This is a genomic window from Empedobacter sp. UBA1574 (assembly GCF_002322895.1).
Lineage (GTDB): Bacteria > Bacteroidota > Bacteroidia > Flavobacteriales > Weeksellaceae > Empedobacter > Empedobacter falsenii_B.
In genome coordinates this window covers 109,572-136,520 of the sequence record NZ_DCOI01000037.1, presented here as the reverse complement: position 1 = coordinate 136,520, position 26,949 = coordinate 109,572, and the positions used below count along the sequence as shown (strand labels likewise).

22 protein-coding genes and 2 riboswitches are annotated in these 26,949 nt (G+C 30.7%); of the genes, 10 read left to right on the top strand and 12 right to left on the bottom strand.

All coding sequences use genetic code 11. From position 1 onward, the window contains the following. Positions 1–76 precede the first annotated feature (76 nt). Positions 77–724 carry a T9SS type A sorting domain-containing protein gene (locus B3578_RS12945; protein WP_219035233.1) on the top strand — a complete coding sequence of 216 codons (648 nt, stop codon included), beginning with the start codon at positions 77–79 and terminating at the stop codon, positions 722–724. Positions 725–795: 71 nt separating this feature from the next. Here B3578_RS12945 and B3578_RS12940 read toward each other — a convergent pair whose 3' ends face one another. The 3 genes from B3578_RS12940 to B3578_RS12930 form a co-directional block, all read right to left on the bottom strand. Next, the gene (locus B3578_RS12940) at positions 796–2,862 is read right to left on the bottom strand and encodes a protein-disulfide reductase DsbD family protein (RefSeq protein ID WP_291049271.1); all 2,067 of its coding nucleotides are present in this window, start codon (positions 2,860–2,862) and stop codon (positions 796–798) included. Next, positions 2,856–4,163, bottom strand: coding sequence for a tRNA lysidine(34) synthetase TilS (gene tilS / locus B3578_RS12935; RefSeq protein WP_286496179.1), 1,308 nt, complete (start codon positions 4,161–4,163; stop codon positions 2,856–2,858). Before tilS ends, B3578_RS12940 begins: the two co-directional genes overlap by 7 nt. A 111-nt stretch (positions 4,164–4,274) precedes the next feature. Beyond that, a complete protein-coding gene (locus tag B3578_RS12930; protein WP_219035236.1) occupies positions 4,275–4,682 on the bottom strand; it encodes an RrF2 family transcriptional regulator in 408 nt (135 codons plus the stop codon). 370 nt (positions 4,683–5,052) lie between these two features. Here B3578_RS12930 and B3578_RS12925 point away from each other — a divergent pair, with 370 nt between their 5' ends. Then, a complete protein-coding gene (locus B3578_RS12925) occupies positions 5,053–5,487 on the top strand; it encodes a hypothetical protein (protein ID WP_286496178.1) in 435 nt (144 codons plus the stop codon). A gap of 4 nt (positions 5,488–5,491) precedes the next feature. On the opposite strand, the gene B3578_RS12920 is transcribed toward B3578_RS12925, so the two are convergent. The 4 genes from B3578_RS12920 to B3578_RS12905 all read right to left on the bottom strand — a co-directional run bounded on the left by B3578_RS12920 (position 5,492) and on the right by B3578_RS12905 (position 10,386). Continuing rightward, a complete protein-coding gene (locus B3578_RS12920; protein ID WP_286496177.1) occupies positions 5,492–6,130 on the bottom strand; it encodes a LysE family transporter in 639 nt (212 codons plus the stop codon). Positions 6,131–6,213: 83 nt separating this feature from the next. After that, a complete protein-coding gene (locus B3578_RS12915; RefSeq protein WP_286496176.1) occupies positions 6,214–6,945 on the bottom strand; it encodes an alpha/beta hydrolase in 732 nt (243 codons plus the stop codon). Positions 6,946–7,050: 105 nt separating this feature from the next. Continuing rightward, positions 7,051–9,672: a valine--tRNA ligase gene (locus tag B3578_RS12910; RefSeq protein ID WP_291049263.1), complete on the bottom strand. Its 2,622-nt coding sequence runs from the start codon at positions 9,670–9,672 to the stop codon at positions 7,051–7,053. 78 nt (positions 9,673–9,750) lie between these two features. After that, positions 9,751–10,386, bottom strand: coding sequence for a hypothetical protein (locus B3578_RS12905; protein WP_286496174.1), 636 nt, complete (start codon positions 10,384–10,386; stop codon positions 9,751–9,753). A 119-nt stretch (positions 10,387–10,505) separates the two neighbouring features. Between B3578_RS12905 and B3578_RS12900 the strand changes: the two genes are divergently transcribed. Then, entirely contained in the window at positions 10,506–10,871 is a 366-nt protein-coding gene (locus B3578_RS12900; RefSeq protein WP_038334454.1) for a DUF1573 domain-containing protein, read from the top strand. Positions 10,872–10,945: 74 nt separating this feature from the next. On the opposite strand, the gene B3578_RS12895 is transcribed toward B3578_RS12900, so the two are convergent. Continuing rightward, on the bottom strand, positions 10,946–11,602 hold the full coding sequence (locus B3578_RS12895) for a metal-dependent transcriptional regulator (RefSeq protein WP_286496173.1): 657 nt from the start codon (positions 11,600–11,602) through the stop codon (positions 10,946–10,948). A gap of 106 nt (positions 11,603–11,708) precedes the next feature. On the opposite strand from B3578_RS12895, the gene B3578_RS12890 reads away from it, so the two are divergent. Together B3578_RS12890 and B3578_RS12885 are read left to right on the top strand one after the other, a co-directional pair. Then, positions 11,709–13,763, top strand: coding sequence for a TonB-dependent receptor plug domain-containing protein (locus B3578_RS12890; RefSeq protein ID WP_219035242.1), 2,055 nt, complete (start codon positions 11,709–11,711; stop codon positions 13,761–13,763). Continuing rightward, positions 13,763–14,209 carry a thioredoxin fold domain-containing protein gene (locus tag B3578_RS12885; protein ID WP_125350313.1) on the top strand — a complete coding sequence of 149 codons (447 nt, stop codon included), beginning with the start codon at positions 13,763–13,765 and terminating at the stop codon, positions 14,207–14,209. The genes B3578_RS12890 and B3578_RS12885 overlap by 1 nt, the downstream gene beginning before the upstream one ends. A gap of 56 nt (positions 14,210–14,265) precedes the next feature. Here the strand turns inward: B3578_RS12885 and B3578_RS12880 are convergent, their stop codons facing one another. Then, positions 14,266–15,447: a homoserine dehydrogenase gene (locus B3578_RS12880; RefSeq protein WP_221856801.1), complete on the bottom strand. Its 1,182-nt coding sequence runs from the start codon at positions 15,445–15,447 to the stop codon at positions 14,266–14,268. A 124-nt stretch (positions 15,448–15,571) separates the two neighbouring features. Further along, positions 15,572–15,670, bottom strand: a riboswitch (SAM riboswitch). Positions 15,671–16,115: 445 nt separating this feature from the next. Then, positions 16,116–16,214, top strand: a riboswitch (SAM riboswitch). A 43-nt stretch (positions 16,215–16,257) separates the two neighbouring features. Between B3578_RS12880 and B3578_RS12875 the strand changes: the two genes are divergently transcribed. The 4 genes from B3578_RS12875 to B3578_RS12860 all read left to right on the top strand — a co-directional run bounded on the left by B3578_RS12875 (position 16,258) and on the right by B3578_RS12860 (position 22,209). Continuing rightward, complete coding sequence (locus B3578_RS12875; RefSeq protein WP_219035074.1) at positions 16,258–17,256, top strand: homocysteine S-methyltransferase family protein; 999 nt, start codon at positions 16,258–16,260, stop codon at positions 17,254–17,256. Then, complete coding sequence (gene metH, locus B3578_RS12870) at positions 17,244–19,907, top strand: methionine synthase (protein WP_286496172.1); 2,664 nt, start codon at positions 17,244–17,246, stop codon at positions 19,905–19,907. The genes B3578_RS12875 and metH overlap by 13 nt, the downstream gene beginning before the upstream one ends. 274 nt (positions 19,908–20,181) lie before the next feature. Next, on the top strand, positions 20,182–21,138 hold the full coding sequence (gene metF / locus B3578_RS12865; RefSeq protein WP_125350316.1) for a methylenetetrahydrofolate reductase [NAD(P)H]: 957 nt from the start codon (positions 20,182–20,184) through the stop codon (positions 21,136–21,138). A 456-nt stretch (positions 21,139–21,594) separates the two neighbouring features. Next, a complete protein-coding gene (locus tag B3578_RS12860; RefSeq protein WP_219035071.1) occupies positions 21,595–22,209 on the top strand; it encodes an alpha-ketoglutarate-dependent dioxygenase AlkB family protein in 615 nt (204 codons plus the stop codon). Here B3578_RS12860 and B3578_RS12855 read toward each other — a convergent pair whose 3' ends face one another. Then, complete coding sequence (locus B3578_RS12855) at positions 22,210–22,746, bottom strand: hypothetical protein (protein ID WP_219035070.1); 537 nt, start codon at positions 22,744–22,746, stop codon at positions 22,210–22,212. 103 nt (positions 22,747–22,849) lie between these two features. After that, positions 22,850–23,596, bottom strand: coding sequence for a M15 family metallopeptidase (locus tag B3578_RS12850; protein WP_280037621.1), 747 nt, complete (start codon positions 23,594–23,596; stop codon positions 22,850–22,852). A 69-nt stretch (positions 23,597–23,665) separates the two neighbouring features. On the opposite strand from B3578_RS12850, the gene B3578_RS12845 reads away from it, so the two are divergent. Beyond that, a complete protein-coding gene (locus B3578_RS12845; protein ID WP_125350320.1) occupies positions 23,666–24,940 on the top strand; it encodes a hemolysin family protein in 1,275 nt (424 codons plus the stop codon). Between the two features lie 297 nt (positions 24,941–25,237). On the opposite strand, the gene B3578_RS12840 is transcribed toward B3578_RS12845, so the two are convergent. Continuing rightward, entirely contained in the window at positions 25,238–26,677 is a 1,440-nt protein-coding gene (locus B3578_RS12840; RefSeq protein WP_125350321.1) for an MFS transporter, read from the bottom strand. Positions 26,678–26,949: the final 272 nt, after the last annotated feature.

Sequence of the window (26,949 nt, the reverse complement as noted above, 5' to 3'; positions counted from 1 at the left end):
TTAACAAGGGGAAGATTACACTGTTACTAAAGAAATTGATGACTACGGAAAAGTTACTATCATTGTCACGCAAGAAATGATTGATGAAGCAAAATCGTATATCAAATCCAAAAATTATCCAAAACCAGTTTCTCCAGTAATGCATTACTTAAACTCATTTAATGTAAATATTTACAAAGACAAATTAAAACTTTCTGGGAAAACAGGTGAAGGTGCTAGTATTGTAACAAATACGAACGGAACGTTTTTAACTGTTGAAACTGCAAAATGGGCAAATGCTGTTGCTTACGAAACTTACAATGAAGAAGACGAATTAATTTCTGTTTCTGTTTTAGGTACAGGAGATGTTACGTTTAAAAATACATTTGTAGATTTCCCAGTCAATGCTAAAAAAGTATATGCTGTTGGTTTCGATGGCGCTAAAATACTAGTTTATCCAACTAATTTATCTACTAACGAAAGTATCAAATCTACGGATTTTAATATTGTTCCAAATCCAATCAAAAATGACTCAAACATTAAGATTACACTTAACAATTCAAAAGGACAATACAATTTAAGTGTAATTGACATCAATGGAAAAGTCATCACAAATTCGATTGGAAATATAGATGAATTGAATAAAACTATCAATTCAAAATTCAAATCATTACCAAAAGGTATCTATATTGTTACATTGAAAAATGAAACTTCAAATTACACGAAAAAGATTATTAAAGAATAGTTTAACACGTATAATTCATAAACAAAAAACTCCCGCAAATGCGGGAGTTTTTACTACTATATAAAAGATAATTATTTCGCTTTATACTTCGCGATTCCATCTTGTAACCATTTTAGGTAAACTTCTACATCAAGTTCAGCTTCTAAAGGTTTAGAAAAACGATTCAAATCTTTATCAACCAAAATATAATAAGGTTGAGCATTTGCATTGAAATGTTCAATCTCGAAAGAAGTCCATTTGTTACCAACTGTTTTCAAATTACGATCTAACGCTTTCGAAAATACTTTTTGATCTTCTGGTAATTCTTTTGCTTCGTCAACATATAACGAAACTAAAACAACATCTTCAGCCAAAATTTTCTTCACACGCTCATCGCTCCAAACACGTTCTTCAACTTTACGGCAATTTGCACACGCATGCCCTGTGAAATCTAACAACATTGGTTTTCCAACTTTCGTTGCGTAAGCTGCTGCTTGATCAAAATCTTTGAATGCAGGAATTCCATGAGGTCCAGCAACCATATTTGGATCATCAAATTTAGCTGTTGCTTGTCCACCTCCTACACCTTCGTGGAAACCTCGTGGCGCTTCAGAATAGGTCATTGGAGGTGTTAAACCACTTAATAGTTTTAATGGTCCACCCCATAAACCTGGAATCATGTAAATCGCAAATGATATCGAAACCAATGCAAATAACATTCTCGGAACACCAATTGTTTGCACAGGTGAGTCTAATTCTAATCTAAATTTACCTAAAAGATATAATCCTAAGAAGATAAAAATTGCAATCCAAAATGCTAAGAAAATTTCTCTTGGTAACCAATTCATTTGCCAAACTAAATCTGCGTTTGATAAGAACTTCAAGGCAAAAGCTAATTCAATAAATCCTAAAGAAACTTTGATTGTATTTAACCATCCACCAGATTTTGGCATTGAATTTAACCAACCAGGGAACATCGCAAACAATGTAAATGGAATCGCTAATGCTAAAGAGAAGCCAAACATTCCTACGATTAATGAATAATAGTTTCCTCCTTGCGTCGCTTGAACTAATAACGAACCAATAATTGGTCCTGTACAAGAGAAAGACACTAATGCTAATGTGAATGCCATAAAGAAGATTCCAATTAATCCGCCTTTATCAGCACCTTTATCAGCTGCATTTACCCATTTACTTGGTAATGTCAATTCGAAAGCTCCAAAAAATGAAATAGCAAATACAATGAAAATTGCAAAGAATGCTAAATTCACCCACGGATTTGTTGACATTTCATTTAGGACTGATGGTCCAAAAATAACTGTCGCCAATAAACCTAATGCAACATAAATAACAATGATTGATAATCCATAAATAAAGGCTTTTCCAACTCCTTCTCCTTTCGATTTACTTTGTTTTGTAAACATACTTACTGTCAAAGGAATCATTGGGAAAATACAAGGCATTAATAGCGCTGCTAATCCTCCTAAAAATCCTAAAGAAAAGATTTTCAATAAACCATTATCTTTCTTTTCGTTATCTGCTAATAAAGAATCATCAACTTTTTTGATTGTATCTTGTGTTGCTACAACAACAGCTGTAGAATCTTCTTGAACAGAATCCTGCGTAATTTCATTTACTGCAACAGTATCTTTTGCTTCTGTAGCATCTGCTGGCTTTGCCTCTTCTTTCGTCTCTTCAACTTTTGCGGAAGGCGTTAATTTTATCGTTCCGCTTGTTTCATCTGGTGGCAAACAACGTTCGGCATCACACATTTGAAATTCTATTGTGTACGATACATTTACAGGTTTATCACCCGAAACTTTCACTTTTTGAACAAATTTTACTTGATTTTCGTAATATTTTTCATCTTGTTCAAAAATTTGGCTGTATTTATCTATACGTTTTCCAACTTCGCGCGTACCTCCAATCAATTTTGCATTTGCAGCTGGTTTAAATGATGCACTTGCTGGAATTCCAATTCCTCCATCAGGATGTTTCATTGAATAAAGGTGCCAACCTCTATCAATTTTTCCTGTTACCTCGATTTCAAACTCATTCTGTCCAACCTCCTTCACCGAACTCGACCATTTTGCAGGACTAAATAACTGTGCGTTGACTAAAATTGGAAACAAAAAAAGTATCCAAAGTTTCTTTAACATACTGTAATGTTTAAAAAGTTTTTACTTGTTTCTGTCGTTTTGAAACGTTCATCCAAACGATGATTTACCACCCAAATAATTTGATCTTTTTGGTCACAAAGCAACCAAACCTTCTCTTTTTCTAACTTAGAAAGTTTCAAATCTTTCATAAACTTACTCAACAATTTTTTTTGACCTTTCATTCCAATTGGATAAAAGAAATCTCCCTCTTTCACTTTTCTAAGTTTAAGCGGAAACAAAATTGATGTAAAGTCTACTATTTCAGTAGCGTTTTCGTGTGGATTTATCGATTTCACGAACTTCAAATTTAACGAATTGATTTCAATTAACTCATCAAAAATCGTTAATTCATCTTCATTTTCTTCTTCTATTTTTTGCAACAACAAATTTTCTCGATTTTTAATTAATCGATAAGTTGCTGATTTTATTTCACTTCCCGTTTCTGCATCCAAAAATTTTAAAATTTCTTTGCTCGACGAAAATCCATATTTTTCGAACAAATAATGTAAAAATGTTTCTAATGGTTGAAGTTTTTTTAATGCTGAAATTTCAATTTCAATCGGATTATCTCCTGAGAATAAATCACTTCTAACTTCTCCAACTTTATTTTGTACAATTTGATAATTATCATTGATATGATTTAAACTTGACAAAAAATTCTCATCAAATTGCGGATGAAGCTCTTTTAGAATTGGTGTAATGTGATGACGAATCTTATTTCTAGTATAATCATCCGTCGCATTCGTATAATCTTCTCGCCAATTTATTTCATTTGATTTTGCATATTCCAACAAATCATTTTTTGTAAAATTTAAAAGTGGACGAAAGATTTTTCCATTATCAATTTGCATTCCAACCAAACCTTTCAAACCTGTTCCACGAGAAAGATTAATCAAAAAAGTTTCAATATTATCATCCAAATGATGAGCTGTCACCAAAACATCCAAACAATTTTGTTGTTGAACTTGCTCAAACCACTCATAACGCAAATTTCGGCAAGCCATTTCTACCGAATAATTTCCTACTTTCTGATAAGCCGCAACATCAAAACGAGTCGAATGAAACGGTATATTATATTTTCCACAATATTCTCTCACAAACAATTCATCGCCATTTGCGTCTTCTTCACGCAACTGAAAATTACAATGTGCCACCTGAAAATTTGCAGCTGTTTGACGGAATAAATCTAACAAAACCATACTATCAATCCCTCCACTAATCGCCAATAAATAACGATGCGTAGAAAAAGAACGTTGTTCTAAAAGTTCTTTAAACTCTTGTTGTATAGATCTATTTTTCATGAAATACAAATGTTCGAAATTAGGAAGAATTCTCGAAAAAGAGTTATACTTTTTTTCTTCATTCTTATAAAATTTTACAATAAAAAAGCCTGAAAAACTCAGGCTAAAGATTTATTTTAAACTTTCTAAAGATTTATTTTCAAGAATTTCTAAAGTCGAATCTCTCAATTCAACCATCACCTTATTCAATGTACAAATGCCTTCGTTAGGGCAATCATCACATTTTTCGTAGTAATTTTTACTTACACAAGGTAAAAGCGCGATTGGTCCTTCTAAAACACGAATCAAAGATGCTAAACTAATATCTTTCGCATCACGTGCCAAATAATATCCACCACCTTTTCCTTGTTTCGAATTGACAAAGCCTAACTTTTTTAAATCCAATAAAATAGCCTCCAAGAATTTTTTCGGAATAACTTCTGTTTCAGAAATTTGTCCGATTAAAACTGGTTTGTTACTTTCTTGTCTGGCCAAATGAGCCATTGCTTTTAGTCCGTATTTTGTCTTTTTTGATAACAATTCTATAAGATTTAACTACAAAAATAACGTTGATTGTTGTATAAAACAAATATAAAATTAAATCGTTGAACCGAGATTTAAAAATATTTCATCAAAAAATCAATTACCTTTTGAGTTGTAGAATTATAGGGATAATTGAGAAATTTTGAAGGTGATAAAAACCAATTGACTTTTAAAATCGGTTTCATATGTGAAAAACTCTTTCTAAATATATTTTTCGCTAATAAACAGTAAGATGACGAATATTTGCTTTATTCTTACATTGCTTATCATAAATCTCATCTATTTTCGTTTTAAAATCTGGCACATGAAAAATTTTGAACGTTAATTTAACACTATTTTAAGTATTTTTAATCCCAAAAAGCAACAAATGAAAAATAATCTTACTTTGATTGACAAATTAAATCACATCAAAAATTTATTTATTATTGGTAAAAGTGATGGTAATTTGAATGAAAAAGAGATTCAAATTATCTCTGATATTGCCAAATTTCATGAGCTTTCTGCCAAAGATATAAGTTATATTTTGAACGAGAACACGAAGTTTGATTTTACGTTGCCAAAAACCTTTACTGATCGACTTTCTTTGTTGTACGACGCTGTTTTGTTAATGGTTGTTGATTTGAATATTCATCAAAATGAAAAAGCAATTTGTATTGATTTAGCTAAAAAATTTGAATTTAATCCTCAAATTATTGATGAATTAATCGAAGATATTTTGAGTTATATTTTAGAAGGAAAAGAATGCGATGAAGTGATGGAATATTTGCTTAAATACTCGCATCCAAAGCAAAATTTGAATTAAATTTTTATTGAAAAAGTTGATAAATCGTTAACAAAGAAATCACACTCGTCACTCCTCCTATTACATAGTTGATATTCTTTAAAATAAACGAATCTTCTTCTGATTTTGAATTAAAAAATTTCAGATACAGACCAAAAATAATCATCGAACCAATAACGACTCCTAAAGCAAAAACTGAGCTATTTGGTTGTCCAAAAACATTAACATTATACGAAATCAACGTTGCGCTTAAAAATACATAAAAAGGTATTGGAAAAACATTTATGGCAGATAACAATAACCCATAGATGAATTTATTTTTCTGTTTTACATTACCTTGTTGTTTTAGCTTTTTATTCTTATTTTTTTGATCTTGTTTCTTTGCAAAAAAGAGAAAATAAATCGTAATAATTACAAAAACAGCTAATCCAACTTCCCTAAAAATTTTAGTAACTTCTTCATTAAAATCAATAAATTTTGCCAGAAAAATTGCCAAATAAACCTGAATTGCAATCGTAATCGCTGTTCCAGACATAAAACTATATGCACTTTTAGTTCCTTCTTGTTTCCCAATTTTTACCACCGTCATATTCAACAATCCAGGAATGGATGATCCAATAAAAGCTGTGAAAACTCCGATTAAAAGTAGTTCTAAATACTGCATTAATTCTTTTTAAAAAGGTTTGCAAATTTAGACAAACTTGTTGGAGAAACCTATTGAAGTAATATGAATCATTTAAAAAAATATTACTTAAACATCCATATTAACGCTGATTTTATTGAAGAATTGAAAATTGTGAAATGATTTTGCGAAGGATCATGTAAATAATTCCAATTTGATTTCAAGTTATCTTTTTCGCGTAATTTTTCTACAAATTGATCTGTAAACTTTGAAATTGAAATAGTTTTAGAACTTGAAATCCAAATCTTTTTATTTTCTAATAGATTAAAATCAAATTTTTTACAATAAGAGTCAAACAATTCGTGGTTATTCCACCAAAGCGAAGGATCAATTGCGATATAAGAATCAAAATAATGCGAAAAATAAAACAATATATCCATTACCAATAATCCGCCTAAAGACTCACCAACAATAGTTTTCGAATTATTTGTATAGTAATTTTTCGAAATATAAGGAAGTAATTCTAATACAATAAATTTCTCAAAATATTCTGCATTTCCATATTCTGGAACCCATTTTTTATCTTTTGCAATGTATGTATTTCTTGTAAAATCTAAATTTCGATTAATATTTTCAATTCCTACAATCATCAATGGTTGAATATGATTTGATATAATTAACTCATCAATTAGTTTTGATATTTGCTTAAATTTTTCATTAATTCCGCCATCTAATAAATACAAAACAGGCAAACTTTCATTTATAAAACGCTCTGGTATCCAAACAAAAATATTTCTTTCTTGGTTTAAAAAATCAGAATACAACTTTTTCTTTTTGTAATTTAATTCGCTTGACATTTATACTTTTTTGAGGCTTTATTAAAGTTAATCGAAAAAAATCAATAAAAAAACCACTCCAAAATTTGGAGTGGTTTTTCATATATTTTAAAAATTAAATTAAAATTACAAAGCTTGTAACTGCTCTTCAATTTGAGCAATTTTAGATAATGCATCAGCCTCTTTTTTACGTTCTGCATTAATCACTTGTTCTGGCGCACCAGCAACAAATTTTTCGTTTGATAATTTTTTACGAACCGAGTTTAAGAAACCTTGGTTGTAATCCAACTCTTTTTGTAATTTCTCACGCTCAGCTTCAATATCGATATTATCAGACATCGGAACCATAAATTCTAACGTACCAACACGGAAAGCAAAACCTTTTTCTGGTTTATCACCTGTATTGAAATTAGAAACATTTCCTAATTTAGAGAACACATCTACATAAATTTCATTCGCAGCTTGAGCATCAGCAAAAACTTCTAATGCTTCTTTTGGTGACATTCCTTTTTCTGAACGTAATCCACGAATAGCAGTTGTTGCTTCTTTTGTATTTTCAAAATTCTTGATAATCTCTTCATTGAAAGATGTTACTTCAGGATATTTAGAAATAATTAAGGCTTCGTTTTCTGTTCTTTCAGCAATTAAATGCCAAATTTCTTCTGTTAAGAAAGGCATAAATGGATGTAAAACTTTCAATACATTTTCTAAATAAGAAATTGTTGCTGCATAAGTTTTTGCATCAATTGGCTCACCAAAAGTAGGTTTAATTGCTTCTAAGTACCAAGAACAGAAATCATCCCAAATCAATTTATAAATTGCCATCAATGAATCAGATAAACGATATTGATCGTAATTATGTTCGATATCTGCTAATGCTTGTTGGAATTTATTTTCGAACCATTCAACCGCTTTTGTTTGAGCAGAAGTTTGTTCTAAATCTTCTTTCACTTCCCAAGCTTTTATTAGACGGAAAGCATTCCAAATTTTATTCGCAAAATTACGTCCTTGTAGACACAAATCAACATCGAAAGGTAAATCGTTCCCAGCAGGCGCTGTTAGCAACATTCCCATACGCGTAGCATCTGCACCATATTCGTTCATCAATTCGATTGGATCTGGTGAATTCCCTAACGATTTTGACATTTTACGCCCTTGTTTATCACGAACAATTCCTGTGAAATATACATTTTCGAAAGGTAATTCGTTACGATACTCATATCCAGCCACAATCATACGCGCAACCCAAAAGAAAATAATATCTGGACCAGTTACTAAATCTTGTGTTGGATAATAATAATTGATTTCTTCATTTTCTGGCTCATTGATTCCGTTGAAAACAGAAATTGGCCATAACCAAGAAGAAAACCAAGTATCTAACGCATCTTCGTCTTGACGTAAATCTTCGATTGTTAATGTAACATTTCCTGTTTTTTCCTGTGCTAATGGTAAAGCTTCTTCTTTTGTTAGAGCAACAACGAAATCTTCGTTTCCATCACCATAGAAAAATGCAGGAATTTGGTGTCCCCACCATAATTGACGAGAAATGTTCCAATCTGTTACATTTTCCATCCAATTACGATATGTATTTTTAAATTTCGCAGGATGAAATTTAATCGTATCATTCATTACATTTTCTAAAGCTGGTTTAGCTAAATCTGTCATTTTCAAGAACCATTGATTTGAAATTTTAGGCTCAATCACCGCTCCTGTTCTTTCAGATGTACCAACTTTATTATTATAATTTTCTACTTTTTCAAGTAAACCTTTTTCTTCTAATTCTTTCTCGATTTCTTTACGCGCTTTGAAACGATCTAATCCAGCATAATTTAATCCTAAATCATTTAATTTCGCATCATCCGTAAAAATATCAATAAAATCTAAATTATGTTTTTTACCTAATTCGTAATCGTTCACATCGTGTGCAGGCGTAACTTTAAGACATCCTGTACCAAATTCGATGTCAACATATTCGTCTTCGATAATATTTACTTTACGACCAACGATTGGAACAATAACTTGTTTTCCTTTCAACCATTCATATCGCTCGTCATTTGGATTGATACAAACTGCAGAGTCACCAAAAATTGTTTCAGGACGAGTTGTCGCCACAACAATATATTGATCAGTTCCGTCAACTTGATATTTTAAATGATATAATTTTCCATTTTTATCAACATGAATAACTTCTTCGTCAGAAATATTTGTCTTTGCTTCCGGATCCCAATTTACCATACGGTATCCACGGTAAATTAATCCTTTGTTATATAAATCAACAAAAACACGTTGAACAGATTCAGATAAATCTGGATCCATCGTAAATTTCGTACGATCCCAATCGCAAGAAGCTCCTAACTTTTTTAATTGGTCTAAAATAATTCCACCATGTTTATGCGTCCAATCCCAAGCGTGATTTAAAAATTCTTCACGACCGATATCAAATTTAGAAACACCTTCCTCTTTTAACTTCGCAACAACTTTCGCTTCAGTAGCAATTGAAGCATGGTCTGTACCTGGTACCCAACAAGCGTTAAATCCACGCATACGCGCACGACGAATTAAAACGTCCTGAATCGTATTATTTAACATATGTCCCATGTGCAAGACACCTGTTACATTTGGTGGTGGAATGACGATTGTGTAAGCTTTTCTTTCATCTGGAGTAGATTTAAAATACTTCTTCTCCATCCAGTATTCATACCATTTTCCTTCAACTTCCGTTGGCGTATATTTAGATGCGATTTCCATTATTTATATATGACTTAAAATAAATTTGGGCAAATTTACACAATCTGCCCAACATTTCTAAGATATTATATAATTTGTTTATTTATTCAATAAATCAATAAGTTTAATTAAATCTTGTTCTTTTTTTATGCTAAGTTTATTTGTACTTACAATTTGATTTACGTCTTTATCTGTAAAATCTTTAAATTTTTTAGTTGAATTTGGAACATTATACATTTTATCACTATAACCAATCAATAATTTCTCTTGTTTAAAATAATTTCTCTTATTAGAAGCATTTAAACCACCAGCACCAAGACCATCTACTCCATCATTAGATAATTTTCTATAAAGTACAATTTTTCGATCTAAAGGTGATAATACTTGTAAATATCTTGATGTTAATGTACCCCCATCAATATAACTTACATACTTAAGAATTTTACCATCATCGAATCTAATAGTCTGGTTTGATAATTTATTCATTTTATATAAATATCCATCTCTTAAAAACTCTAAATCGTCTAGTAATGCATTATATCTAAAATTCTCCTTTTCTTTGAAACCATCTATACTTGCAGGAAGAAAATTAACATTAAAATATTCATCTTTATTAGTAACTCCTTCTGTATATTTCTGTTGTTTTACTTCTGCAACAATAGTTTGTAGATTATATTCATTAACAGTAGCTGTAGAAGACATTTGTGCATTAGTAAAATTGTAAACTAGAAGCATTATTGTAACAATTATTCTTTTCATATTAATATATATTAATTATTTTAGTACTAAAATACAAAAAAAGGTAGACTTTTTGTATTATTTATTTTAACTTTGGTTACAAATTAATTATCGTCATGAAAAAATTAATGTTTTTAGGTGCTTTTGCTTTAGGCGTTACAAGTTTATTTGCTCAAACACTTAGTTTAGAAAAAGAAGAAATTCAATTTGGAAATATAAAGTTGAATACCGAAGTAACAGCTAAGATGAAAGTAACCAACTCAGGTGATAAACCTTTAATTCTTAAAAGCGTTGTTGGTTCTTGTGGATGTACAGTTCCTGAATATCCTACAACACCTATCGAACCAGGAAAATCTGCGGATATTACCGTTAAATATTCAAGTGGTTCTGTGACTGGAGATTTCAATAAATCTGTAACAATCACATCTAACGATCCAGTTTCTTCTCGAAAAATTTTCAGAATAAAAGGAAAAGCGGAATAATTGTAAAGCAAGTTAAATAACTTGCTTTTTTAAGTTAAATAACTTGCTTTTTTCTTTTTATAAATTAAAAACCATTATCTACCTAATAATCTTGAAGTCACATGATTACTAAATATTTCAATTTCATTTGATTTTAGGAACTTAACCTTCATTGTTCCATCAAAATCTTCAACAGAAATGATTTCAATTTCATCATTCAAATGAATATTTTTTGAATTCAAATACTTCAAAAATTCATCAGAAGAACCAATAACAGCGCATATTTCTACTTTATCACCTTCTTTAAATTCGGCCAATTTTTTGTAATTGATAATTTCTATTTTTCCATTTTTATCTGGAATTGGAGAACCATGCGGATCTAATTTAGGAAAATTCAATAATTCGTCCATTTTATCGAAAAAAATTGGACTTTGAATATGTTCTATTTGCTCAGCAATTTCATGAACTTGTTCCCAACCAAATCCCATTTTATCTACCAAAAACATCTCTGTTAATCGGTGTTTTCTTACAATCAAAGAAGCTTTCAGAATTCCTTTATCAGATAACCGAAGTGGTTTATACGATTCATAAATCACCAATTCTTTTTCAGCTAATTTTTTCATCATACTGTTTACAGTAGGCATTTTTATTTCCAAATGCTTACTCAAATCCTTCACATTCACTTCTCCTTTCCCATTTTCAGAAAGATGAAATAATGCTTTTAGGTAATTTTCTTCGACCAATGAATTCATGGAAACAAATATAGTTGAAAATTAAGTAAAATTTAAAAATTCATTTTTAATAATATTTTTGTTAGATTTGTCTAACTTTTTAATTTGATTATAAATTTTACTTAACATGAAAACAACATTTTATTTATTCATCACCTTAACCTCCATTCTATCAAATGCTCAGGAACAAAAAGATTCTATTTATATGGAAGATTCTTCAGAAAATTTAGATGAGATTGTAATTACAGGAACAATGAAAGCTGTAAGAAAATCTGATAGTCCAGTTCCAATTGAAATCTATACACCAAAGTTTTTTCAAAAAAATCCAACACCTTCATTATTTGACGCTGTACAATTAATAAATGGTGTTCAACCACAACTAAACTGTAATGTTTGTAACACAGGTGATATTCATATTAACGGAATGGAAGGTCCATATACCATGATTTTAATTGACGGAATGCCAATTGTTTCTTCTTTATCTACTGTTTATGGTTTGAGCGGAATTCCGAACTCTTTGGTAGAACGAATAGAAGTTGTAAAAGGACCAGCATCTTCCCTTTATGGAACAGAAGCCATGGGTGGTATAATTAATGTAATTACGAAATCTCCTAAATCTGCTCCAAAATTATCTTTGGATGCTTTTACAACTTCTTGGTTGGAAACCAATCTTGATGGTGGATACAAATACAATTTAGGAGAAAAGGTAAATAGTTTATTTGGTTTTAATTACTTTAAATATGGTAATAAGAAAGATAAAAATAACGACGGTTTTACGGATGTAACGTTACAAGATCGCATCACGTTATTCAATAAATTTGATTTTGAACGTCAAAAAAATAGAACAGCATCAGTTGCTTTACGTTATTTATACGAAGATAGATGGGGAGGTCAAATGAATTGGAAAAGAAAACTACACAGAGGAAGTGACGAAGTTTATGCCGAAAGTATTATGACAAATCGTTTTGAAGCGATAGGAATGTATCAATTACCTATAAAAGAAAAAATAATGACTCAATTTTCTTATAATTTTCATCAACAGAATTCATTTTATGGTCCAGAATCTTATCAAGGAAAACAACAAGTTATTTTTGCTCAAGCTTATTGGGATAAGATAATTGGACAACATAGCTTACTTTTAGGATCTTCATTTAAATATACTTATTATGATGATAACACAAGAGGTACTGGAGAATATGATGAGGATAATAATCTAATCAAGAATAACCCAATGAATACACAGATTCCTGGTATTTTTGTACAAGACGAATGGACATTAAATTCTGAAAACAAATTATTACTTGGTTATCGATTTGATTATGATAAAACACATAAAGGAATACATTCTCCAAGAATTGCATACAAATTTTCACCTTCATCTCATCATACTTTAAGAGCAAGTTTTGGTACGGGATTTCGTGTTGTGAATGTCTTCACAGAAGATCATCGTGCATTAACTGGAGCTAGACAAGTAGTTTTTGAAAATGAATTAAAACCTGAAAAATCATATAATGGAAATATTAATTATGTATTCAAACTACCAACTTCTTTCACCGCTTTAAACTTTGATTTTACAACATTCTATTCTTATTTCACAAACAAAATTATTGCTGATACAGATACTGACGAAACAAAGATTATCTATGACAATTTAGATGGACACGCAATATCTCAAGGAGTTTCTTTAAACATAGATGCAACATTTGACTTTCCTCTAAAAATAATGCTTGGCGCAACCTATATGGATGTATACAAAAAAGAAGATGGAGAAAAAGAAGTTCAATATCATGCACCAAAATGGTCTGGAAATTTCTTAGCAAGTTATACATTCAAAAAAGGTTTTACTGTTGATTTAACCGCCAATTATAATGACAAAATGAAATTACCTCAAGTAGAAAATGATTATCGACCAGAATATTCAAAACCAACTGTTATTGCAAATATTCAATTAAGTAAATCATTTAAGAATAATATTGAAATCTATGGTGGAATCAAAAATATTTTTAATGTTTTACCAAAAGGCGATGTTATTGCTCGTTGGTGGGACCCATTCGGAGAACCTGGAAATGGCGTTACTCCTCCTAAAGGAAGAAACGATGTTATTTTTGAACCAAATGATTACAGCTATACACCTATGCAGGGAACAAGAGGTTTTATAGGTGTTCGATACAATTTACGTTAATGAAAATCTGGTACTTCATATTCATTTTATCATCATTGAATCTCCAAGCACAGATTTCATTAGAAAAATTTAATTCAATTTCTAATGAAAATCCTAAACCAATTCTACTTTATTTTTCGACAAATTGGTGTAGTTACTGTATGATTCAAAAGAAACAATTAAAAAAGGATAAAGAATTACTTCAAATTCTAAATAATGACATTTATTTTATTGAATTTGAAGCAGAAACAAATGAATCTATTATCTTTTTAAACAAAAAATATGAACCTAAATCGAATAAAAAAACTCACCTATTTTTAGAAGAATTCATTGATAAAAATGAACAAATTAGTTATCCATATTGGGTTTTAATCTCAAAAGATTATAAAATTGAAATGACTTATACTGGATTAATTAAAAATAAACCCCTAAAACTTTTATTGGAAAAGTATTTACAAAAACCTTAATTTTTAGATTTACAAAAAAGCCTCAATTAATATTGAGGCTTTTTAATCACAAAAATTTACTCAAACGCAATTATCGAAAGTTTTGGATTTTCAATAGTCTCTTTTTGTTTGAGCTTTTCTATATCAATCACACCAACAATATGATTGTAATTTTTACTCTGATAACGTTCTTCTATTTCATCAAAAATATTTGAAACATCATCTGCTTGATTCTCAAAACCGATATAAATTCGCTTCTTTCCTGTTTGATTAAAAACTCCTTCTTCTTTGTTTTCATATTTTCGAATCGAATATTGATAATCATATTTCAACGCAGAAATATCACTCAAAACAGCCGAAGAAGTTGGGAAACGCCCTGCTCCTTTTCCATATAAAAATTGCTCATCTGAAAGCGAACTTCCAATCAAAACTCCATTATATTCGTTATTCACAAGCGCAATTGTTTTATTTAATTCAACAAAAGTTGGCAAAACTGTTGATGTAATTTCACCCGTTTGATGATTAATTTTAGAATTAGCAATCAACTTTATTGTATAATTTTTTTCTTTTGCGTATTTAAAATCTTCAACTTTCAATGAAGTAATTCCTTTTCGAATAACTTGATCAACATCAATCTTTTTACCGAAAGCATGCAACGTAATAATTGCTAATTTACTCGACGCATCAAAACCTTCTACATCAGCCGTTGGATCAGCTTCTGCAAAACCACTTTCTTGCGCTGCTTTTAAGGCATCTTGATACGACTCATTTTCATTCGCCATTTTCGTCAAAATGTAATTTGTTGTCCCATTTACAATTCCAGATACATAATTCAATAAATCGTTATCAAAATATTCTTCTAGATTTCTAATAATCGGAACTGACCCGCAAACAGAGGCTTCATAAAGAAAAGAAACATTGTTTTGTGCTTGCAAATCCAATAATTCTTTGTGATGATCTGCAATCAATTTTTTATTTGCACTTACCACATGTTTACCTTTATTGAACGCTTTTATAATGATATCATGTGCCGCATCAGCATCCGAAATTAACTCAACAACAACATTTATTTCATCGTCATTTAAAATATCATCCGCATTAGTCGAAAATAATTCAGACGGAGCATTTCTAGATTTAGAATTATCTTTAATTACAATTTTTTTAATTGCAGCATTCAATTGTGGTTTTTCTTCCAATACCTTGTAAATTCCTTCTCCTACAACTCCAAATCCGAACAATCCGATATTTATTTTTTTCATTTATTTGTTTTGTTTTTAATTATTTACCAAAGAAAAGTGAAGAAAAAAAATGGTTCAATCGCATAAAAACAATTGAACCATTTTGAATAAAGAATATTATTGAAGATTGGTTTACAGTAGTTTTTATTCATCTTTCCTATAAGGATGGATTTAGCACCTTGATTCATTAATCAGGTTGCTAAAGTTTCTTTGGGCCATTTCCCTCCACTTTTCTTGATAAAATGTAAATTTTAATGAACTATTTCTGAGGACAAATTTAGGCGAAAGAATTCTATATATCCAAATTAATTTCATTTCTTTAATTTAATATTTTCCGTAATTATAGATAAAAATACACAAATAATGAATTTTATTCTATAAATATTTATAGACAAAAATAATTTTCTAAAAAATACAATTAAAAGAAAAAACAAATCTTAATAATTTTTAATAAAACCCTATTTTTATTAAAAATATTCTAAAAACTACAATTTTCAATAACTAATTAAAATATTATTTCTTTAAAATAGTAATTTTAAAGAAATATTTTCTAAAATAAATTTCAAAAATGACCTATTAGAGATTTTGAACTATTTCAAACAAAAATTATTTCTATGAACCAAGTTTCGAACTCGTTTTTTTCAATCTTGATTTTTTTATTCTCAATACTTTAAATAATTTTGCACATAGCTTTATAAAGAAAGATGGAGGGAATAGGCCCGTTGAAATCTTAGCAACCCAAAGTATAGTTGGGTGCTAAATCCTACTCAAATAGAGAAAGATAAGGACTTACCTCACACTTCTTCCCATAAGGCTTTTAAAATATTTAGAATGAAATTAGACGATATACTAAAAGAGCGTATTGTTATTTTAGATGGTGCAATGGGAACGATGATCCAAAAGCACAATTTACAAGAAGAAGATTATCGTGGAGAACGATTCAAGGATTTTCATACTTCTTTAAAAGGAAATAACGATTTATTGGTTTTAACCCAACCTCAAATCATAAAAGATATTCACCGAGAATATTTGGCTGCTGGTGCAGATTTAATCGAAACAAATACGTTCAATGCCAATATTATTTCTATGGTTGATTATGATATGGTTGATTTGGTTGATGAATTAAATTACGAAGCCGTTCGCTTAGCAAAAGAAGCTTGTGAAGAGTTTTCTACCCCAGATAAACCTCGTTTTGTAGTTGGATCTTTAGGTCCAACCAACAAGACAGCCTCTATTTCGCCACAAGTAAATGACCCTAGTTATCGCGATGTGGATTTTGATTTATTGGCAAATGTATATTATCGTCAAGCAAAAACAATGTTAGAAGCTGGTGCAGATATTTTACTTGTCGAAACTATTTTTGATACTTTAAATGCAAAAGCAGCATTTTATGGAATTCAAGATGCGATAGAAAAAACAGGAATCAACGTTCCTCTAATGGCTTCTGGTACAATAACAGATAAATCTGGACGTACACTTTCTGGACAAACAACAGAAGCTTTCTTGATTTCATTAGAACATATTGATTTAATTTCAGTTGGGTTAAATTGTGCTTTAGGTGCAACAGATTTGATTCCATATTTAGAAGTATTAGCCGAAAAAGCACCATTTTATGTCAGCGCATACCCAAATGCTGGTTTACCAAACGCTTTCGGTGGATACGATGAAACTCCTGAAATGATGCGAGATTTTATCAAACCTTTCTTAGATAAAAAATTGGTTAATATTTTGGGTGGATGTTGTGGAACTACACCAGATCATATCAAATTGATGGCAGATTTAGCAAAAGAATACGAACCTCGAAAAATTAGTGAACAATGTCAGGCGTAAAAATTCAACTTTCTGGATTAGAACCTTTAATTGTACGAGAAAATTCAAACTTTGTAAACGTTGGCGAACGTACAAATGTAACTGGTTCTAAAAAATTCTTGCGATTAATCAAAGAAGAAAAATTTGAAGAAGCACTTCAGGTTGCACGTGACCAAGTGGATGGTGGCGCGCAAATTATCGATATCAATATGGATGAAGGTATGCTTGATGGTGTAGCTTCTATGGTAAAATATTTGCGTTTGATTGCTTCTGAACCTGATATTTCGAAAGTTCCAATTATGATTGATTCTTCGAAATGGGAAATTATTGAAGCTGGTCTAAAAAATGTTCAAGGTAAAGCGATTGTCAACTCAATTTCTTTAAAAGAGGGAGAAGAATTATTTATCGAACATGCGAAGAAAATTAAACGTTACGGTGCTGCAACAGTGGTTATGGCGTTTGATGAGAAAGGTCAAGCGGATAATTATGAACGTCGAATCGAAATCGTAAAACGTTCGTATGATATTTTGGTAAATCAAGTAAATTTCAATCCAAGAGATATCATTTTTGATGTGAATATTTTCCCAGTTGCAACAGGAATGGAAGAACATCGCCGTAATGCCATCGATTTTTTTGATGCAACAAAATGGATCAAAGAAAATCTTCCGCATGCGTTAGTTTCGGGTGGAGTTTCGAATGTTTCATTTTCCTTCCGTGGAAACAATGCGGTTCGTGAAGCGATGCACACGGCGTTTTTATATCACGCCATTAAACACGGAATGGACATGGGAATCGTCAATCCAGAAATGATTGAGATTTACGATGATATTCCAAAAGATTTATTAGAACACGTTGAAGATGTTTTATTGGATCGACGTGACGATGCAACAGAGCGTTTGATTGATTTTGCCGAACATCTAAAAGGTGTTACAAAAGAGAAAAAGAAAGATGATGCTTGGCGCGAATTACCTTTAGAAAAGCGTATTGAAATTTCTTTAGTAAAAGGAATTACAGAATTTATTGACGAAGATACTGCAGAAGCTTTGAAAAAAATTGGTTCGCCATTACGTGTTATTGAAGGTCCTTTGATGGACGGAATGAACGTTGTTGGAGATCTTTTCGGAAGCGGAAAAATGTTCTTGCCTCAAGTAGTTAAATCGGCTCGCGTAATGAAAAAATCTGTTGCTTATTTAACGCCATTTTTAGAGGAAGAAAAACTTAGAAATAAAACAGACAAAGAGCCTTCTAAAATCTTAATGGCAACTGTAAAAGGTGATGTTCACGATATCGGAAAAAATATTGTTTCAGTCGTTTTAAGCTGTAATGGTTTCGAGATTATCGATTTAGGCGTAATGGTTTCTTCTGAAACAATTTTAGACGAAGCGCAAAAAAATAATGTCGATGTGATTGGTCTTTCTGGATTGATTACTCCATCCTTAGATGAAATGGTGCATGTTGCCAGAGAAATGAAACGTCTTAATCTTGATATTCCACTGATGATTGGTGGCGCAACAACTTCTAAGGCACATACAGCTGTAAAAATTGCACCAGAATATGACAAAGCAATTCATGTTTTAGATGCTTCTCGTTCGGTTACGATTTGTCAAAAATTGATTGGAAATCAACAGGAGGAATTGCTAACAGAAACTACTACTGATTACATAAAAATTAGAGAAGGTTTCTTAAATCGTGCTGTATCAAAGGAATACTTATCGATTGAAGATGCTCGAAAAAATAAACTAAAAGTTGATTTTGAAGAAAATAAACCTTTTAAACCAAATAAATTAGGTGTTTTTACACATCAAACAACAGTTTCTGAATTAAGAGATTTTATCGATTGGACGCCATTTTTCAAAACATGGGATTTACATGGTAAATTTCCTGCGATTTTAGATGATGAAATTGTCGGAACAAATGCCAAAGAATTATATGTAGATGCTTTGTCAATGTTAAATAAAATTGAAGCTGAAAATTTAGCTAAACCGAAAGCTGTTTTTGGACTTTTTAAAGCGAATACAGTAAACGATGATACGATTGAATTGTTTGATGAAAATAATAATAAAATAGAGGAGTTTTATACACTTCGTCAACAAGCGAAAAAATCGAAAAAACAACCAAATATTTCGATTGCTGATTTTATTGCGCCGAAAGATTCAGCAATTCAAGATTATATCGGTGCATTTGCTGTCACAGCTGGTCATGAAATTGAAGAAGTTGCTAATGCTTACGAAACAAATTTAGATGATTACAATTCGATTATGGTGAAAGCAATTGCCGATCGTCTAGCTGAAGCTTATGCAGAATATTTGCACAAATATGTTCGTACAGAAGTTTGGGGTTATGCGAAAGATGAAACTTTATCAAATGACGAATTAATTTCAGAAAAATATAAAGGAATTCGCCCTGCTCCTGGTTATCCTGCATGTCCTGACCATTTAGAAAAAGAAACAATTTTCAAAATTTTGGATGTAGAGAAAAATGCAGGGATTGAGTTAACAAGTTCGTTGGCGATGTATCCAGTTTCATCTGTTTCGGGTTATTATTTTGGAAATCCAGAAGCAAAATATTTCGGAGTTGGTAAAATAAAATTGGATCAGGTTGAAGATTTTGCGAAACGTAAAAATATAGAACTTGATAAAGCTGAACGTTGGTTGAGTCCTAATTTGGCGTAAAAGCGTTAAGTAAAAATAAAATTTATCATTCAAAATGAGCATTTCGAAATAAAGAATCTCAGATTCCTCGACAAGCTCGGAATGACAACGAACGTAGAACAAAATAAAAAAATGCGTTAGGGATTGTAGTGAAAATCCTTTTTTGTTGATTGGACGAAGTCGAAATTAACAAAAAAGATTGTAACGAAAAGCCCGCCCGAAGGAAACGCCCATATAAAAGAAAATATATAATCGAAATTCGAGATTCGAACTTCGCTAAACGATAAAATAAAGAATGAAAGTTACCGAACATATAGAACGCGCAAACGGAAAACCATTATTTTCTGTAGAGATTTTACCGCCTTTGAAAGGACAAGATGTCAATGCGACGTTCAAAACTTTAGACCCGTTAGTTGAGTTAAATCCAGCTTTTATCGATGTAACTTATCATCGTCAAGAGTATATTTACAAACAGAAAGAAAATGGGTTATTGAAACGTTATCAGGTACGAAAACGTCCTGGTACAGTTGCAATTTGTGCTGCAATACAGAATCATTATAAGATAGACGCAATTCCGCATTTGATTTGTGGTGGATTTACAAAAGAAGATACAGAAGATGCGTTAATCGATTTGAATTTCTTGGGAATTGACAATCTTTTGGTTTTACGTGGAGATCCTATAAAATCGGAAAAATCTTTTGTTCCTGAAGTTGGTGGACATGCAAATGCTTCGGAATTGATTGAGCAAATTACTGCTTTGAATACAGGAAATTATCTAGACGACGAACTACAAGAATCGCATGCAATGGATTTTTGTATTGGTGTAGCGGGTTATCCTGAGAAGCATTTCGAATCACCAAATCTTGCAATGGATTTGTATTATTTGAAAAAGAAAGTGGAATTGGGAGCTGATTATATCGTGACGCAAATGTTTTTTGATAATCAGAAATATTTTGATTTCGTTAAAAAATGTCGCGAAATGGATATTAATATTCCGATTATTCCGGGTATAAAACCTTTGACAACTTTCAATCAACTAACGTCGATTCCACAAAATTTCTATTTGGACTTACCAGAAGCTTTGGCAATGGAAGTTTTGAAGTCGAAAGATAAGGAACGAATCAAGGAAATCGGAATTGAATGGTGTATTCAACAATGTAAAGAGTTGATCGATTTTGGTGTTCCTGGATTACATTTTTATACAATGAGTAATTCTATAAATACAAAAAGAATCGCTGAGGCAGTTTATTAAAATAACAATAGTTGGTTGTTTATCTTTTCACAAATAAACAACCAAAATTATTAATTAAATTAATACGTAAAAATTAATCCATAGAAAAATTGTTTTTCCCCCTTATAGTCTTATAACTCATCATTACAGCGATAAGCGAAATAATTGTAACCGAGAAACTGATGTTCAAGATAAAATCCGCATGATCTACATTTAACATTTTTAAAAAGACAGAAACAAGAAGTAAAATACTACTTACAAGGAAGAACTTAATTGTGTTCTTAAAAATCAATTTATTCATATTGTGTTAAATTTTGGTTAAATAAAAATAAATAAAAAATTATATAATCCAATTTTTTTTTGACTTATTCAATATTAAATTTTAAATAACAAACGTTAGTAAAACTTTATTTATCTGCACATTACATTAACTGAATTAAATCTAAATTCCTTATTTTTGATCATATAAAACTATAAATGGATCTTTTTAACGATTTATTTGACGGACAACAAAATCTACTTCCAAAAGATGGAACTGTAAATTATTTTGGACAAATTATGACCGATGAAAAAGCGCATCATTATTATTCTATATTATTAAATGAAATTGAATGGAAAAACGATCAAGCAATAATATTTGGAAAATTGATAGAAACTAAACGAAAAATTGCTTGGTATGGAGATTTTCCATTTGCTTATACCTATTCCAAAATCATGAAAACAGCTTTGCCTTGGACTGATACTTTACTTGAATTAAAAAAATTAGCTGAGGAAAAAACTGGCGAAACTTATAATTCTTGTTTGGTAAATTTATATCACGATGGTTCCGAAGGGATGGCTTGGCATAGTGATGGTGAAAAACAATTGAAACGTCATGGCGCAATTGCCTCGCTAAGTTTCGGCGCTGAACGTAAATTTGGTTTTAAACATAAAGAAACTAAAGAAGTAATTGCTTTAAATCTTGCAAGTGGTAGTTTATTAGTTATGAAAAATGAAACACAAGATTATTGGCTGCATCGCTTACCTCCTACTAAAAAAGTAAATTCGCCACGAATTAATCTAACATTCAGAACAATAGATTTGGAGCAATAATTATTTTTGCTTGGAGATTTCAGCTTTATAAAAAGTCAAACTTTGTTGATTAAATTTATTCAGAAATGCATCATTAAAATCATTCAAAGAAATAACATCCAAATCAATTTTAGTTTTTAGCGTTGGTAAAGCAATCACTTTATTTGATGATTTATCCAAACTATTCCATTTCGCAATAAACTCTTTTGTAGCTGTAATAAAAGTTGATTCGCCATTTTCTTTCGAATAATCATCCGAAACTATTGAACGTTTTATGGCAGATAATTCAATCTTTTTTGTCTGACGATTGTATCGAAAATAAGATGTAAACAAAACATCTCCTATTTTATTGATAATCTTGAAACCTTTCTTTGTTTCCTCAATCTTCGTATTACGATCCAATTCATTAAAAGCTAAACTACTCTGCTTTTTATATTCAGTATCAGAAAGTAAAAACTCTATTTTATTCGTTTCAAAATTAATTGAAACCTTGTCAAACTTTCCATCGCCATCCAAATCTTTCACAATCGATTGTTTGGCAAAAGTTAGTAAACTCATGCTCAAAAATAACGATATGAAAAATGTTAATCTCATCAGAAAGTATAATCTCTTAAATTTTATTTAAAGATACCACAAAAAAAGCTCCAAAAAGGAGCTTTAACTATTTAATAACAGGATTTATATCCAAAATATTTTCTTTTCGATATTTTTCGATAAAATCATCTGTAAAATTTTCGCTTCCTAACAATTTATTTTCTTGTAAAACCTTTTTAATATCAAGCTTTTTATAAGCTTGTAACATCGGTTCAGAAATCGCTTTATACGTAAAATGCCACGGTTCATATTTGAATCCTTTTCTCGCTGAATTATCCGTGTACACCAAATAAAAACCATATTTAGATGCATTTTCATCTAACCAAAGTTTAAATTTATGCATTGATCCTCCTTCGTTAAAATGTTTCTCATTCAACGGATCTGCTGGTATTCCGCGCGTTCCGTCTATAATATCCAAATCAGTTCCCCAATGGTGACGAGAAGTTCCTGGAATGGTAGAATATTCAATAATCTTTTCGATGTTTTCTTTCGCTGCAATTTTCTTCGCTTGATTTGCTTTATACTTGCGCTCCCAAATTCCGTTTTGATACGTATAATTTCTATAGCTCGAAATCACTTGTATTTTAAAACCTGCTTTTTGTGCATCAGCTTTCATTAATTCAAATTGTTTTGCAACTTCTGGCAACAATTTATACCCATTTCCAACCATCGTAGGGTTGCCTTTACCAATCAATTCAGCCGTTGTAAAAGTAGGTAAAATAGTATCTGTTTCTTCTGGAGTTTGATCGCTGTTACCGAAAGCACAACCAGCATTTAGCATAAAAGCAAGTAAAATTAAATAAGAAAATTTCATAATATTAAATTGAGACATTATGGTAAGTATTAGATTTTGGTTTATTTTTATCAAAATTAAAGAATAAAAGTGGAGATTGTTATAATAATCGTATTGATTTTATTGAACGGAATTTTTTCCATGTCAGAAATGGCACTTGTTTCGTCAAGAAAATTCAAATTAGAAAATCAAATGAAGAAAGGAAGTTCTGGTGCTAAAACGGCTTTAGAACTTGCTGAGAATCCGAACAAATTTTTATCAACCGTACAAATCGGAATTACCCTTATTGGTATCTTATTAGGGGTTTTCTCGGGTGATAAACTAACTGCAAATTTAACAGAATTTTTAACATCTATTTCTTTCATTGCACCTTACGCCAAAACACTTTCTCCAATTATTATGGTAGTAATCATCACTTATTTTTCGATTGTATTTGGCGAATTATTACCAAAACGTTTGGGAATGAAATTTCCTGAAATGGTTTCTACTATTGTTTCGAAACCGATGAAATGGTTATCTATCATCACTTCTCCATTCGTTTGGTTGTTAACAGTTACCAATAATTTTTTCTTAAAATTGTTTGGTATTAAAGACGATAGCAGCGAAGTTGTTTCGGAAGAAGAAATTAAAAATATCATCAAAGAAAGTACAGAAGGTGGTGAAATTCAGGAAAAAGAACACGAAATCTTAGAACGTGTTTTCGAGCTTGGAGATCGTCGTGTGAACACGTTAGCAACGCATCGTTCGGAAATTGCTTCATTAGATATTTCGGATGATTATGAGAAAGCACGTGCAAAAGTTAAGAAAAATAAATATTCAGCCTACCCTGTTACGAAGAACAATAATCTGGACGAAATCGTTGGTATCTTGAAACTAAAAGATATGTTTGGTGTAAGTAAGGAAGATTTTAGCCTGAAAAAATTTATACACAAACCTATTTTTGTCAATGAAAATTCGTTTAGTTATCCTTTGTTGGAAATGTTACAGAATTCACAAGCACATTTTGCCATTATTTTAGACGAATATGGTACGACGGCTGGAATTGTAACAATAAACGATATTTTGGACGAATTGGTTGGTGATACACCAGAGAACCAAGACGAAGATTACGAAATCGTAGAACGTGAAGATGGTACATGGTTGATCGATGGGCAATTTTCGATCTATGAATTCGAGAAGTTTTTTGAGATTGATATCGACGAAGACATCGAAAATAGATATGTTACCGTTGCTGGAATTTTCTTAGATAAATACGAAACCATTCCAAATGTTGGTGATAAGGTAGAAGTAGAAGATTTGACACTAGAAATTGTAGACAAAGACGGTAATCGTATTGATAAAATATTGGCATATCGTAAGAAATAAAAAACTCAACCAAATGGTTGAGTTTTTTATTAACTCACTAATTTATTTTTTGAGCAGTAATATAATTTTCTCCATTAGCACTAATCCCTAGACCAGTAAATAGATTTATAGCGATGCTGTCTGGGTAGTGGTATTTGAATTATTCTAATTAGAATATTTTCTAGAACCTTGTCAAAATGTTGTAATTTGTTGTTTCTCTTGTCCCTTCACCTATTATATTAATTCAATAACTGAAAAGGCTGTTTTATAATAAATTATAAAACAGCCTTTTATTAAATTACTAAATATTAAATCTTCCTAATGTCCTCCTTCAGATTTAACTTCACCAAGATTTATTCCTTGTTTTTTAAGAATTTTAGGCGTTGCAATTGCATAAAATACAAGATACACAAAACATAAAATACAAACAATATAACTAGAATGAACAGTTGATAAATCTGCAATATACCCTTGGAATATACTTACTAATCCTCCTCCCATAATCATCATAATTAAGAAGTTACTTCCTTGCGAAGTGTTTTTTCCTAAACCATTAATTGCTAATGCAAAAATACAAGGCCATAATGTACTACAGAACAAACCAACACTTGTAATAGAATAAATAGAGACTAAACCAGTTGTATTCATTCCGATTAATAATGCTACAATTCCAATAATTGAGAAAGTTAATAACATTTTAGCAGGGTTTCCATTTGTCCATAAAGAAGCTAAAATCATTATTAAAATAATTACACTATATAGATAAAATGGTTTCAAATCATGCCCTGCAATGTAATTAACTAATAAGAAAATCCCAAAAGCTAAATAAGGTGCTATAAATTTAAGAGCCAATGTTTTTGTCTTATCTAAACCAAATGCTTCTGCTGCACCACCCCAACGACCAATCATCATACTTGCCCAATATAACGAAACATATGGTGTTACTCCTTGTATATCGAACCCTAATTCATTGTGCATATATGCTGGTAAATTACTTACAGTAGAAACTTCTACACCTACATATAAGAAGATCGCAAGCATTCCTAATAATAATTGAGGATATTTTAAGGCTGATGATTTATCATTTTTTGAAGTTGCAATCGCACTATCCTCTTCTTGTTCTGGATGATTTGGTAAAGACGAAAATTTCAAGAAAATAGCAACAGCTAAAAAAGCAACACCCAAACACAAATATGGAATTTTAACTGCTTCTATACTCAAAGTTGTTTCTCCTTCTCCTCCTGCACCAAAAATTGCATAAGCAACAATTAAAGGTCCAATTGTAGTTCCTAAGTTATTAATACCTCCAGCTAATGTTAAACGTTGAGATCCAGTACTTGCATCTCCTAAAGCAATTGCAAGCGGATTAGCAACAGTTTGTTGCAACGAAAAACCTAGACCTACAGTAAACAAACCTGTTAACATTAAAGGAAATGATCCTGTATTGGCTGCTGGAATAAAAAAAAGCGTTCCAATAGCTGATAAAAGAAGTCCAAAAGATAATGAATTCTTATACCCAAATTTATTGATTAAATCTTGTTTAGCTAATAATGAAACGCCCATATAAATTAAAGCTCCAACCGTATAAGCGATATAATAAGCTACTGCGACTAATTGACTTTCGGCTTGGGATAAATCAAATGATTTTTTAAAAACTGGAATTAAAATTTCATTACTTGCCGCTACGAATCCCCAAAAGAAGAATACTGTAACCAGTGGGATAAATTGACCCCAATTAGTTTTTTGTGATTGACTCATGTGTTTTGATATAATTTTTTTTTAAATATTGGTTGATGATTGCCTAAACAACCAGCTTATAAATATAGGTTATTTATAGTTTAATTTACAAATAGGTGAATGCTTAAATATTATACAGCACAAAGAAAAAAACTATATATTCAATAAATAAATATTATTTTTTTACAGATCAAATAATAATTAATAGATTATTTTTAACAAAAACATGTTAAATGTATTTAAAATTTAATTTCTCACTTTTTTATAAATCAAAAAAAAACTGTCCGATTAAG

What these genes read in the sequence shown, in the direction of transcription:
- B3578_RS12945 (WP_219035233.1), top strand. Translation starts at nt 77, where the DNA reads ATGATTGATGAAGCAAAATCGTATATCAAATCCAAAAATTATCCAAAA.
- B3578_RS12940 (WP_291049271.1), bottom strand. Translation starts at nt 2,862, where the DNA reads ATGTTAAAGAAACTTTGGATACTTTTTTTGTTTCCAATTTTAGTCAAC.
- tilS (WP_286496179.1), bottom strand. Translation starts at nt 4,163, where the DNA reads ATGAAAAATAGATCTATACAACAAGAGTTTAAAGAACTTTTAGAACAA.
- B3578_RS12925 (WP_286496178.1), top strand. Translation starts at nt 5,053, where the DNA reads ATGAAAAATAATCTTACTTTGATTGACAAATTAAATCACATCAAAAAT.
- B3578_RS12920 (WP_286496177.1), bottom strand. Translation starts at nt 6,130, where the DNA reads ATGCAGTATTTAGAACTACTTTTAATCGGAGTTTTCACAGCTTTTATT.
- B3578_RS12915 (WP_286496176.1), bottom strand. Translation starts at nt 6,945, where the DNA reads ATGTCAAGCGAATTAAATTACAAAAAGAAAAAGTTGTATTCTGATTTT.
- B3578_RS12910 (WP_291049263.1), bottom strand. Translation starts at nt 9,672, where the DNA reads ATGGAAATCGCATCTAAATATACGCCAACGGAAGTTGAAGGAAAATGG.
- B3578_RS12905 (WP_286496174.1), bottom strand. Translation starts at nt 10,386, where the DNA reads ATGCTTCTAGTTTACAATTTTACTAATGCACAAATGTCTTCTACAGCT.
- B3578_RS12900 (WP_038334454.1), top strand. Translation starts at nt 10,506, where the DNA reads ATGAAAAAATTAATGTTTTTAGGTGCTTTTGCTTTAGGCGTTACAAGT.
- B3578_RS12895 (WP_286496173.1), bottom strand. Translation starts at nt 11,602, where the DNA reads ATGAATTCATTGGTCGAAGAAAATTACCTAAAAGCATTATTTCATCTT.
- B3578_RS12890 (WP_219035242.1), top strand. Translation starts at nt 11,709, where the DNA reads ATGAAAACAACATTTTATTTATTCATCACCTTAACCTCCATTCTATCA.
- B3578_RS12885 (WP_125350313.1), top strand. Translation starts at nt 13,763, where the DNA reads ATGAAAATCTGGTACTTCATATTCATTTTATCATCATTGAATCTCCAA.
- B3578_RS12880 (WP_221856801.1), bottom strand. Translation starts at nt 15,447, where the DNA reads ATGAAAAAAATAAATATCGGATTGTTCGGATTTGGAGTTGTAGGAGAA.
- B3578_RS12875 (WP_219035074.1), top strand. Translation starts at nt 16,258, where the DNA reads ATGAAATTAGACGATATACTAAAAGAGCGTATTGTTATTTTAGATGGT.
- metH (WP_286496172.1), top strand. Translation starts at nt 17,244, where the DNA reads ATGTCAGGCGTAAAAATTCAACTTTCTGGATTAGAACCTTTAATTGTA.
- metF (WP_125350316.1), top strand. Translation starts at nt 20,182, where the DNA reads ATGAAAGTTACCGAACATATAGAACGCGCAAACGGAAAACCATTATTT.
- B3578_RS12860 (WP_219035071.1), top strand. Translation starts at nt 21,595, where the DNA reads ATGGATCTTTTTAACGATTTATTTGACGGACAACAAAATCTACTTCCA.
- B3578_RS12855 (WP_219035070.1), bottom strand. Translation starts at nt 22,746, where the DNA reads ATGAGTTTACTAACTTTTGCCAAACAATCGATTGTGAAAGATTTGGAT.
- B3578_RS12850 (WP_280037621.1), bottom strand. Translation starts at nt 23,596, where the DNA reads ATGAAATTTTCTTATTTAATTTTACTTGCTTTTATGCTAAATGCTGGT.
- B3578_RS12840 (WP_125350321.1), bottom strand. Translation starts at nt 26,677, where the DNA reads ATGAGTCAATCACAAAAAACTAATTGGGGTCAATTTATCCCACTGGTT.